This is a genomic window from Bacteroides reticulotermitis JCM 10512, assembly GCF_000517545.1.
Classification (GTDB): Bacteria; Bacteroidota; Bacteroidia; order Bacteroidales; family Bacteroidaceae; genus Bacteroides; species Bacteroides reticulotermitis.
This window is the reverse complement of sequence record NZ_BAIV01000055.1, coordinates 1-12,947: the sequence shown is the minus strand read 5'-3', so window position 1 is coordinate 12,947 and position 12,947 is coordinate 1. Positions and strand designations below refer to the sequence as shown.

General features: G+C 41.7%; 5 protein-coding genes and 3 pseudogenes. All 8 read right to left on the bottom strand.

The genetic code is table 11. The annotated features are described in order from the left end of the window. Positions 1-114: 114 nt before the first annotated feature. A complete protein-coding gene (locus JCM10512_RS24425) occupies positions 115-885 on the bottom strand; it encodes a glycoside hydrolase family 16 protein (RefSeq protein ID WP_244437392.1) in 771 nt (256 codons plus the stop codon). Next, on the bottom strand, positions 872-1,597 hold the full coding sequence (locus JCM10512_RS24420; RefSeq protein ID WP_244437390.1) for a DUF1735 domain-containing protein: 726 nt from the start codon (positions 1,595-1,597) through the stop codon (positions 872-874). The genes JCM10512_RS24425 and JCM10512_RS24420 overlap by 14 nt, the downstream gene beginning before the upstream one ends. Positions 1,598-1,617: 20 nt before the next feature. Continuing rightward, a complete protein-coding gene (locus tag JCM10512_RS20415) occupies positions 1,618-2,511 on the bottom strand; it encodes a discoidin domain-containing protein (protein WP_044165724.1) in 894 nt (297 codons plus the stop codon). 31 nt (positions 2,512-2,542) lie between these two features. Next, positions 2,543-4,208: pseudogene (locus JCM10512_RS20410) on the bottom strand (RagB/SusD family nutrient uptake outer membrane protein). Positions 4,209-4,243: 35 nt separating this feature from the next. Next, the gene (locus JCM10512_RS20405; RefSeq protein WP_044165722.1) at positions 4,244-7,258 is read right to left on the bottom strand and encodes a SusC/RagA family TonB-linked outer membrane protein; all 3,015 of its coding nucleotides are present in this window, start codon (positions 7,256-7,258) and stop codon (positions 4,244-4,246) included. 38 nt (positions 7,259-7,296) lie between these two features. Beyond that, positions 7,297-9,209, bottom strand: a pseudogene (locus JCM10512_RS20400) (RagB/SusD family nutrient uptake outer membrane protein). 12 nt (positions 9,210-9,221) lie between these two features. Beyond that, positions 9,222-12,358, bottom strand: a pseudogene (locus JCM10512_RS20395) (SusC/RagA family TonB-linked outer membrane protein). A gap of 280 nt (positions 12,359-12,638) precedes the next feature. Next, positions 12,639-12,947: helix-turn-helix domain-containing protein (locus JCM10512_RS20390; RefSeq protein WP_044165719.1), on the bottom strand; the 309-nt coding region annotated here is incomplete at its 5' end.

The window sequence follows — 12,947 nt, the reverse complement described above, 5'->3', positions numbered from 1 at the left end:
AACGAGCTTCCAATCTTGAGCCTTAACATCGAAATGAAAAGGGAAAGACCATATCAGCAATGCTATAACTCCCCTGATACAATTCATCTTTTTCTCCTTTTACCTTATACTATTTTACTGATAAACACGAACATAGTCAACGTAATACTTTAAAGGGAATGAGGACAGATCCGGAGTACCTCCATTAGACCCAAGAGCAAGATTCAACCAGATACATTGCCCAAACTTTTCACCGCTATTACCTGCATCTGTAAAAGGATTACGATAAGAGCCTCTCCACCAATCATCAAGCCCACCGGTTCCGTTTGTTGTATTTTTAAGATCTATTTCATTCAACAATTCATCGTCAAGATAAAGACGAATATAATCATCATCCCAATCCATACGCCAGATGTGGTATTTTTCTTCCCACAGTTTATCTTTAGCTACAAACTCGGATAAAGGTCGATTATACGATTTCCATTTACCACTCCATCTGGTATTCGATCCCCAACATGCATTCGCATGAAGACTAGGCTTACCACCAACCAAATAATACTCCAGCAAATCGATTTCACCGCCTAACGGCCATTCCCAGCACCAGCTATCATTGCTTCCACCGGTAGTCCAAATAGCCGGCCATGCTCCCATTGCTGTCGGAATTTTAGCTCTGACTAGCAAACGTCCTTTTCTAAACCGATACTCTTTGGTGATGAGGCAACTTGACGTATACTCTGCATATTCACGATTTTTCTTCCAATCACTGCTGCCAGCTTCATAGTTCGGATTCTTCACACGTTCTTCTTTTCCTTCAATAACCAACAAATCATCTTTAACCATGACATTGCCTTTTTGATACCACTGAAGTTCCTGGTTACGTTGAAACCCATCCTCAGCGCCAGACATCCCAGTCCGGTTCTCCATTTTTCCTAAACTCCTCACTAAAAGCTAGCTTCAAACCATCTAAAGTTGTCGGTACTTCAGAATTATCCGGTTCAAATTCCGGTCCTTCGTGTACGATTGGCTTTACATAGGTTACATTGAAAAACAGCATCAACGCATTCACTTTTCCATTAATGCCGTATGAAGAAGACTCTGTAATTTTTAGAGGTAAGACAAAAGTCATATCTTTTTCTTTCTGCTGTACCAAAGAAATCAGATTCTCAGCATACACTAATACGGATATATCTTCAGATTTTACAGAACCTGCATGCAGCGTCATTTTGTTTGACGACAAGAAGTACAAATCCTCCGGCAATATTTCAACACCGGCATACTTGGCATAAACACCACCTCCGTTAGCCTTGGCAATTGCTTTGTTTAGAGAATCTTTATCTATCACTATATCTACAACAGCATCCTGAGCCGCTTTTCGATTCTGATAAAGAGAGACGCTCAACTTATAAGAGAAGTTCTTCGCCTTTACCTCGTTTTTCATAAGCGCAGTACTCACATTGCATTCGCTGCCTGTCCAAACATCACGTGCTTGAGTCAAACTCAATAGATTTAAATCCAAGCTTCCGCTATAGCTTCTATTGTCATCGTTATCACAGCTATAAAAGCCGGTCATAACAGCAGTTAAGCAAAGGGTTGCCAACCATTTTATATTCATTTTCATACTTATTTCTGTTTATACGGTTAATCCAATGGAACTGTTTCCGGATCATAGATCTCGACACTTACATCATAAAACATAAACTCCGCTATGTTGAAATAAGATGTACTCCCACTTGTGCCTGTCACCAAGAAGCGGAAGTGCTTATATTTCTTTCCAGACATTATAAAATCTGTAGTATATGTAGTACTATGGGCCGTTGGCAAGCCTGAAAGCGCCTCTACGGTTTCCCAATTTTGAGCATCAGTACTGATTTGCAGCTCCACTACGGTCGGACGACCGCTAGTAGTCCATGTATTGTCTGTACGGTTCTGATAGTAGACCGCAAAATTCTCATGCTCTTCGTTAAAGTTTATTTGAATATAGTGTGGTAGTGGCACTTGCGGACTACTCCACCGCGTATGAAAGAAGGTATTCGACTTGCCATCAAGTAAGTTCGCAATCGGTCCCTCGGTGGGTTCTTGTGCATTCGTACTTAATTGACTAGCTACCAAGTTGACTTTCGTTCTTCCCTTCTCGGTATAGGTCATTTCAGCCGGACCGGAAGTCGCGTTCACCTCTTTCACTTGCCCACCTTGATGAGCGGCGTTGAATGTTTGCATATAAAAAGTATATGCTCCAAAGCGGGCACGCGTATTCTCTATCAACATTTCAGTTGTTCCCTTAGAAACCAGCTTATACATATCCTTTTTCTGCAACGGGTCATAATACCTAATTTGCATATAAGCAAAATCACCCTCAGGTGCATCCCAAGTTAGCTGAATCTGACCCGGTAGCGCTTCAGACCGTACTGTTGAAACGTCGAAATCAGCCGGTGCCACCGTATCAATGACTTCAAATGTTTCGAATTTATTATCACAGCTGCTCAAACAAGCCAAAGCACATGCTGCAACTATATATTTAAAATTTAATTTCATATATTTACCTCCTTAATTAGTTTTGATTAGCTTATTCTTGCCAACCCTCATTTTGAGTTAAATTCTTGTTTTTACGTCTCTCTACATCCGGAATTGGGAAGAGGTACATTTTATCCTCCCAAACCAACGCTTTAGTCGAACGCTTATAAGCAAATGATCCATTGGTTTTCTTTGTTATTTCCATTCGATCAATGCTATTTATTCCGCCTTCTTTCCAACGACGAATATCCCAGAATCGATGATTTTCAAATGCCAATTCAACCATACGTTCACGTTTGTAACGTGTCCAGAAGTCTACATTACTCATTCCTTCCGGGAGTCCCGGCATCTTTACATCCGTACGATTACGCACCGTGTTTACAGCTTCACGAGCTGAGATTCTGAAGTCTGTATCTGTTGCATCCGCAGTTCCCAAGTATTTGAACACTGCTTCGGCATAATTCAAGTAGAATTCTCCTAAGCGGAATGTAATCCAACTGTGACGTTTTCCTCCCGTACTTCCAGTAGCACTAATATCAGTAGAACCATCCAGGTATTTTTTCAAGTAGTATCCGGTTGGAGTAGCATAAGAAATTGGCAGCCCGTTTCGTCCCCCAATATAGGTTTCCAGCGGATTCGGATTGGTATCCGGCCATTTATCTCCATTCACAGCAATAGTCATTTTCAATCGCGGATCTCTTCCCGTATAGATCATTCGCATTTGGGGTACTGCCATCTATCATCTCATAAGCATCCACTAATGTTTGAGTCGGACAATTTCCGGACCGAGCATTCTCCATGCCAATTGGGAAGTTATTTACCTCGGGACCATTCGTATCACCTACCCGACGGGCAAATATCACCTCAGAGGCTTTGTAGTTATTCGCACCCCACAAATCAGTGTACTTTCCAAAAGTAATGCTATTGCTTTTGCAATAGTCGATCACTTCTTTATTAGCTAACGCAGCTTCCCTCCACCATTCTAAACGATTACTCTCGTTAAATAGCTTACTAGCTTTGTATAATAAAGTACGAGCCTTCAAGGCCAATGCGGTTCCTCTATTTACACGTCCTGTTTCAGGGTTATCACCTCCCGAAGCATCCGGTATACCTGTATAGGTAATAGGTAGTTCCGGAGCGACCATCTCACATTCATTCGCAATAAAATCAAGAATGGTAGCAGCCGACGTACGCGAAATAGAATTCGCCTCAGCCTCTGTCAATACTTCAGTCGTAAAAGGTACATCGCCATAAGCACGGACTAACACGAAGTAGTAATAGGCACGTAACAAGCGAACCTCATACTGATAGCGGTTAAAACGTGCCATTTGCGATTCGTAATCCTGTGCAAAGCGCAAATCATAGAAATCCAGGTCCTGAGCCTCTTTCAGGAAGTAGTTGGCAGCACGAATACCGGAATAATACCCCCACAGGGATTTCGGATTCAATGCCGACCAGTTTCCGTTGGTAAAGTCCAGTATAACCGAATAGTTGACCGCCATCTCCGCTTCATCACAGGCAGAAGCAAATGAAACCAATGATGGTAAGTCCTCATCCAGATAAGAATAAATATTATTCACGAATCCCGCGGTACGACCAAAATCGGAGAAGACATATTCTTTATCATAAGTGGTGTATTCATGATAGTTCATCTTGTCGTTACAGGACGACAAAGCTGCTATACAAACGATACCCAAGCATATATTTTTCAATTTCATATCTTTCTTATTTTATAATTAAAACGAAGTAAACTCTAGAAACCTACTGACAGACCGACATGAACTGAACGGGTAGCAGGAGATACACTTCCCATAGCTTCCGGATCTGTAAGATCAATGCTGTCGAAGCAAAGCAGGTCGACACCTCGTACATAAACTTTAGCATGCTTCATATGAATTTTGCTCAAGAAAGTAGAAGGCAGCTTGTAATATACCTCACAATTACGCATTTTCAGGAAAGAACGATCAGCCAACCAAACAGAGCTAGTCTTCTGGTTATTATCCATTTCTTCTGTTGTCAAACGTGGGAAGCGTGCATTAGGCGTAGCAGGTGTCCAGCGATTGTTATACGCATACTGCGATATCGTTGTATTGTCTACTAACGGCATATATAAATTGGATGAAAGAAAAGCTGTATAATTACCTACTCCCTGGAATTGTGCATTAAGCCCTATTCCTTTCCATTCAAAACCAAGATTAAATGAGTAATAGATTTCCGGACAACTAGCATTATATCCCATAGCGACAAAGTCATTCTCGTTGACCACATTATCGCCGTTTACATCCTTATATTTAATATCCCCAGGTTTTACCGGCCCAAACTGTTGCGGTATGCTGTTGGCAATATCGGCATCATCAACAAAATAACCGATTGCCTGCAAACCAAAGATCTGTCCTACTGACTTCCCTGTGCTACGCAAATAGTCATATGCCTTTGGTTCCTCCATCATTTCAACTATTTTATTACGGTTGTAGGTAAATGTACCTCCCGCCATAATCTTTACGTTTCCAAGACTTTTAGTATAGTCAAGTCCTATCTCCGTACCCCAGCTGTCTACAATACCACCATTAACATAGGGGCTGGAAATTCCTAACACTGATGAATTGCGTCCGGCAGCACTTACCCAAATATCAGAGCGTCTTTCATAAAATCCGTCTACGGATAACGTTAATCCTTTGAGCAAAGAAACATCCAATCCGCCATTGTATTTATAAGCCTTCTCCGTGGTACCATTTATCGAAGCCAAACGACCTTCTGCCCAACCACCATCACCTGAAAAGTTTTCCTTTATCGGATAATTAGATCCACCACCTACCGTTGTATTCCAATATCCGTTTGAAGGAATATTATCGGTGTTCAACAGACCAAAAGAAGCTCGTAGCTTCATAAAGTCAATTACCTGCTGATTCTTCATAAACCCTTCATTGGAAATGACCCAAGCTAGCCCGACGGTAGGAGAGATAGTCCAACGATGCCCGGGATCTAAAACATTGGATGCAGAAGCCATCAATGTAAAGTCCGCCATATAGCGATTCTTAAGGCCGTAATGTGTATACCAGCCGGCACTCTGGTGGAAAAATGTAGTATTGGTTCCGTTCTTGTTATCATATTTATAGGTATAAAGCAACATGGAGTAGATGTCATGTGCTCCGAATTGACGTTTCCAATCTACATTCGCCTGAAAATTAAACGAACGGTGCTGCCAGTCTAATTTCGCATTATCACCAGTGACTTTACTCACTTCTCCTCCTGTGAAATTTTTAAACTCAAAGGGTTCTCCATCTTTCCAAGAAGTTGCGGATTTCATTCCATATTTATAGCTCACAGTATAATTTTCCCAGTAAGAAGCAATGTTATCGTATCCGATACGCACAGAAGCCCCCAAGCCTTTAGTAATGGAAGAAAGATCCTGACGCAAGGACATATCAGCATACAAAGCACGAGTGTGTCCTTTGGAATAGCCGCGTCCACGTGTCAGAGCCGCCGGATTCCAATTCGCACCCCAAGTTTCATTTCCGCCCCAGAGCCCGTCTTCCGTTTGCACAGGAAAAGCGGCAGCAGGAAGCGAGTACAGCTTACCAATCAGGTTATCGCCGCCTAAAGAAGGACGACTAAACTCATTCAACACCCCCATAATATTAGCCTGCATGCGAGTTTTCGGACTTAAATCAATGTCCAGGTTTGTTCGAAAGTTTGCTTTCGAAAACTTATCCTGCGTAGAATAACCTTCGTTTTCATTCACATGATCGATGAAACCACTGTTGTTTTGCAGGTTCATCATCGTGAAATAACGCATCTTGGTCGATCCACCTCTAAATGTAAGCGTAGCAATGTCCGATGCTCCACGATCCCGAAACACCTCGTCAAACCAATTCACATTCGGATACAAGTAAGGATACTTACCACTCTTAAATGCATTCAGTTCATTTGGCGAGTAACGAGCCGCCTTACCGTCGTTAGCTAATCCTTCATTCAAAGCAGAGGCATAAGTGAAAGCATCTGCCATATCCGGAATACGGGCTTGGAAATTAAACGAGTGATCGTACGAGAAATTAATTTCACGGCTTTTATATTTACCCCGTTTAGTCACAATATTTAAAACTCCATTGATACCTTTATAGCCATATAGAGCAATTGCCGCCGCATCACGAAGCACACTTACCGACTCAACTTCCTCGGGAGTTATGTAGTTCAATGCGTTCCAGTTGTTATCACGTTCCAAGCCGTCTATAACCAACAATATCCCATTATTACCATTTAGGGTTTTCTGTCCGCGAATATACATCGACGGGATTTGTTCCCAAACATTCCCGGTTTTCTGCATCGTAGTCAATCCTAATACATTACCATATAATGAATTACCAATATTAAGTGCAGAACGCGTATCAATTTGTTCGGCGTATACCGTAGAGACAGCACCGGTAGACTCTGCTTGGGTTTGGTTCAAACCAAATCCGTAATTAACCTTTTCAGCAGAAAAGTCCATGACAATAGTCATCATCTTATCGCTGCCAACGGCTACGGTTTTCATGGCATCATCACCAGTCTGGATTCTTAAGACATTGTCTTTTACCGCCATTATCTCAAAACGACCATTAGCGTCAGTCGCAGTTTGTATCAGCGGATCACTTTCGATAGTCACCAGTGCTCCTATTACCGGATTTCCCCGTTTATCGAGAACTTTACCGACTACTCCGTTATCTTGTGCCCAGCCATTCAAGCTAATACAAGCGAGCATTGCTAAGGCTATTATCTTATATTTTTTCATACTATTCTTTCTAAATTATCCGTTGTTTCTATCAACCATTAATTCCAACCCGGATTTTGTGTTAATCCATAATTCTTATTCACTTCTGAAGGTGGGAATGCCGACAGGTACCATTTAGGGCTGAAGTTTGTCCACCATGCACGTGAGCTGTTGCCAATGGCAAAAGGTTCATATTTAAACTGAGAGGGTTTATTGGGAAACTCACCGGAATTGCCCGATGTGCCGGACCAAGGTTTATTTCCTCCTCCATCATTACGGTAAATTCTCAATCCGTGCAGTTGTTTCTTAAATAAGTCCGCACGTTTATAGCGTACCATATCAAATAGGCGAACATCTTCCAAGCCTAATTCACAAGCACGTTCACGTAATATCTCTTCCAATAAAGCGTCAGCATTAGTTGTTAGATTCTTACCCGGATTACTTTCTTCAAGACCGCCTAAGCCCACACGCTTACGTACTACATCTACCTGTTTGATTGCTTCGGGTAGATTATTCTTAGCTTTCAACAATGCCTCGGCATAGATCAAATAAATTTCAGATAAACGCAGATAAGGCCATTCCAGATATTTACCATTCAGACTACCTTTTCCTTCTTTAAAGAATTTATAAAGTCGGAAGCCCGTAGCGGTCTGTCCCGTTTCCTTTTCTGTATCACTGATATTTTCCCGGCCACCCTGCCACAGTTCTGCCGCATGATCTCCATAAGCCGCTCCGTTGACCAACATTGTTTCATACAAACGCGGGTCGCGCAGAGGCTGATTGAAGTCATTATTGGTGAAGAAGGCTGAGAGCCATCTGCCAGATATGCGTCAGTGAATGGTTTACCATCCGCCATGGGAAACATTTTCATGAATTCCAACGTAGGAGTATATCCGCCAAATGTTACCCATTCACCCCAATAATACCACCAATCGCTGTTATACTTTCCGATAATACGAGTAGAAATCAACAATTCCGTATTAACCTCACGCGTAAAATAGGCTTTGTTATATGCCTCCCGATAATCTTTAGAAGTAACACCATTTGCCTGTATCAACGCGTAAAACTGATTTTTCTGCAATTCTTCAAAGAAGTCATGACAAGCCTGCCAACAGCGGTTCCACCACTCTTGATTGTATGCACCATACCACACCTGGTGATTAGTAACTGCATCTTGAGGCGGTTCGGTACAATAGGCATCATTGTCATTAAATAACGGACTGGCTGCAAACAAAAGCACTTTGCACTTCAATCCCATAGCTGCCGCTTTCGTAAAACGCCCCTGCCAGTTAGCATCGTCTGTTCCTAAATCCCAAGGAAGAACGCCAGCTGCCTGATCAAGCAGATCTACTATATAGTTGGCTGTTGCTTCGGCTGTTCCACGAGGTAACTCATACACTGCCTGTACATCATAAGCCTTTTCTACTAGCGGTAATCCTCCAAGATGGCGAAACAAGTCGAAATAGCGAGAAGCTATAATAACTTTTGCCTCAGCAGACAAACGTGCTTTTTCTGCATCGTCCATATCGGGAACACGGCCAACGTTTTCTATAAAGATCCAAGAAGCCCGTATCGCTTGCCAACAATTTTCTTTCGTATAGCCAAAACGAGTATCATTACCATCATCCTCGTCACTAGCTTTATAAGCACCGGAATAATACTTACGATTGATTCCATCCCAACTATTATGACTATGCCAGCAGTCAGAAAGGACTTCAAACATTCCTGTATTCATTTTCCCATCTACCTCATTCCAGTTAGTTGCCAAACCATAGTATAGTTTGCTATATGTATTCCATAAGAAAGCGCGGGCATAATCGGCCTTGCCAAAGATCGTATCCTGAGTCATATCTCCGGTTCCCGGTGCTTTTTCCAAAAAGCTATTACCAAACTTCACCGGATCGACACAAGAGACGGAAAGCGTTGCTGCCCCTATCAAAGTCGCTATAAACCATTTAGTTATATGTTTCATTTTTATAATGTATTAGAATCCAAGTTTTAAACCAATATTAAACACGCGCGTCAAAGGATAATTGGGACGGTCACTCTGGCGAGATTCCGGATCTCCCCAACGGAAAGCAGTTAGTGTCAGTAGATTATAACCATTCATATAGATACGGCAATCATTTAACTTCAAACGCTTCATGAAAGGGAAGTTCATATTATAACCTATTTCAATATTCTTCAAACGCAAATAGCTTGCATTCACCAAATAGAGGTCCGAACCGGCATAGTTATTGCTCGCATGCAAGCTGGAAGCCCGTGGGAATTTTGCCGAATAAGTATCGGCAGAAGAACGCCATGTGTTTTCATACTGATACAGCAACAGGCCTTTTTCATTCGTATCACCCAGCGGACGACGGAATTCACTCAACATACGGTCTACATTCCAAGCACCGGTCCACTGCATAGAGAAATCGAAATTTTTCCAAGAAAAACCGGCATTTAAACCAGCTGTATATTCCGGCACATCCGTATAACCTATATTTCGTGTCGCATCATTTCCATCTAACTTGCCGTCTCTGTTGAGATCTACATAGACGCAATCCCCGGGAGACAATGTAATTCCATGATCGGCAATTGACATTCCATATTGTTCCAAATAACGCTGATCGGCTGTTTCATCATAGAAACCCCAGAAGTGATACATCGAACGTGCACCGATTCTCCGACCGGTTTCATACATCCACGCTTCATTCTGTTCTACCTCATTCTTAAAGGTTATTTTATTCCGGGCAAAAGACAGGTTAAAGTTAGCCCAGTAACGAAAATCATTCTCTAGCGTCTCATTCCATTTCAATTGTACTTCAAAACCCTTATTCTCCGTTTTTCCGACATTTACAACCGGCAACGTCATACCTAAGATACCCGGAAGATAATCAGGTTTAGTCAAAATGTCTTTTCTCTTTTCCATAAAGTAATCTACAGAAAGGCTCAACCGTTCATTCAGAAAGCTAGCATCAAGACCATAGTTCTGCTTGACTGCTGTTTCCCATTTAGCATATGGATTCGACTTTGTTGCTTCATAAGCACCCGGTCTTTTATTATTCACATTCTGCCCGAAAAAGTAGCCGCCATCTCCCTTATATTCATAGGCATCCGGGATGTATAAAAAGCGTTCGTTACTGCTCTTATCATTACCAACTAACCCTACGGAAGCACGAAGTTTCAAATAATTCACGGCCTTCTTTAGAGGAGTAAAGAAAGATTCTTCACTAAGCACCCATCCGATAGATCCTGCCGGGAAGAATCCGTAACGGTTCTCCGGATTGAAATTCTCCGATCCATTGTAACCGACATTAAATTCAGCCATGTATCGTGTTCTCCAATCATACGTGACTCTACCTACAAAGCCAACATAGCCTGACGGTATATACGTATAGGTACCTCCGGGATAGTATTTCTTCGATTGATTGTAAAGAGCAAGTCCGGTTACATTATGATCGCCAAATTTGCGTGCATAATTCAGTGCCAGCTCCATATACCAGTCGCGTGCTTTACCAAAATCACCGTCACTATAGTTCAGTTGTGCGTCTGACCCTTCTTTACGAAATGTTACCGCTCCTTTAGATCTATAATTGGGGTGTAAGATGCCATTGAACCTGAAGCTCTCTTAACATTCGAATAAATAGAGTTATACGCTCCTTTTAGCTTGATAGAAAGTCCTTTGGTAAGCATATCCAGCTTTTGATCTAAAGCTAAGTCGACGTTAAGTACATTGGTTGTCTTATTTCTAAATCCTCTACCATAGTAAGATGCCAAACCGTCTGTTCCGGTAAAAGGAAGATACTCGTTGTTCGACACAACACGCTGCCCATTCACAATACCTGCTCCGGCAAAGGGAACCGCCCAATAGAGTTTTCGGAACAACTGATTTTGATCTTCTTCCGATTCAGGAGTACGTTTCGTTTCAATACGCCCACCGATATTCACGGACAACATGGTCGTTTTGGTTATATCAAAGTCCAAGTTGGCACGGTAGTTATAGCGCTTGTAATCGAAGTTGAAATCATCTTGCGCATTAAACTGCTTAAACATACCATTTTGAGTAAACATACCGGCAGAAACGAAATAACGCATATTATCTGTTCCCCCGGAAATATTCATGTTGTGTTGTGACTGGAAAGCTGCCTTGTTCATACAGTAATCAATCCAATTAATATCCGGGTAAAGAATCGGATTGGTGTGATCTCGAAAAGCGATTAACTGTTCATCAGAGAAGATAGGTACACCCCCATCATTTCCCGTCATCATATTATAATAGGATGCATACTGATAAGAATTTGCAAAGTCTAATTCTTTAGTACGAACATTCACCCCTGCCGAAGTAGAAAAAGAGACTTTAGCCTTTCCCTCTATTCCACGCTTGGTTGTAATCAAAATAACCCCATTGGCACCGCGCACCCCAAATACAGCAGTTGCGGAAGCATCTTTGAGTACCGTGACGCTTTCTATCTCATTCGGGTCTATCTGCGAGAAGTCACGTTCTACACCATCCACCTGAATCAACGGTTTTGCATCCTGCCAAGTAGCGATACCGCGCACATAGATATCCGCAGCGTCAGCGCCCGGTTCTCCGGAATACTGTACAGAAGAAATACCCGTAATTTGTCCGGAAAGGATGTTGGAAACAGATCCTACAGGCGTTTTCAGCAAATCGTCTCCTTTCATGGACGAAATCGCGCCCGTGATAGAAACTTTCTTCTGAACGCCATAAGCTACAACCTGCACTTCTCCCAGCGTTTGCGCATCTTCTTCTAATACTATATTGAGACTAATACCTTTTTTGGTGGTTACTACTTGATCTTTGTAACCAATAAAACTAATTTTTACTTTTGCGCCTAATGGTGCGTTGAGAGAGAAATTTCCATCAAAATCGGTAATAGTACCCTGTTTAGTACCTACAACCGTAACATTAGCTCCTATCACAGGGTCGCCCTTCACATCTTTTACTGTGCCCACCACCGATATCGGATTTTGTTGCACATCCTCTACTGCAGAGACTTCATCAGCATATCCTTTCAGAGGGATCCAAAGGAATAAGAATAAGGAAAGCACAATAGGGAATATTCCGTATTGATAGCTCATCCGTTCTCCATGGAACATTTTTCGTTTTTCCATCTAGTATAAACTTTAAGATTAAACAAATATTTTAATATAATTAAGTGACTCTTCTTCAAGTATCGATGCAAACATAAAGAATTGCATACTGATCAAGCTCGACAATACATTCCTGAAGGTAGAATTTTAGACATTCACCTTATTTGAATTATAATTCGACATAATAAGAAACGATGTGATTCAAACACATTTAGGTATTTGGCATTAGGATGTAAGGCAAAGCTACTTATCTAGCCCTGTCTAAGTGTCGAAGTAACAGTTAGTTCTATTTAGCGAGAAATTAAGATTGTTCTTCCCCCGGTATAAATCTGTCAAGATATTCAGTTGGGAGCATTCCAAATTCTTTTTTAAAGCAGGAACTGAAGTATTTGGGATCATTGAATCCCACGGCATAAGCTAGCTCAGATACGCGAATGCTCACTCCTTTCTCTTCCATAATCCGACATGCTGCTTTCAAGCGAACATTCCGAATGAAAGACGATGTATTCAAACCGGTGAGCGATTTCAACTTCTTATATAGAGTGGATTTACTTGTATTCATTTCTTCTACGAATTGACTTTGATCAAAGTTACAATTATCCAAATGTTT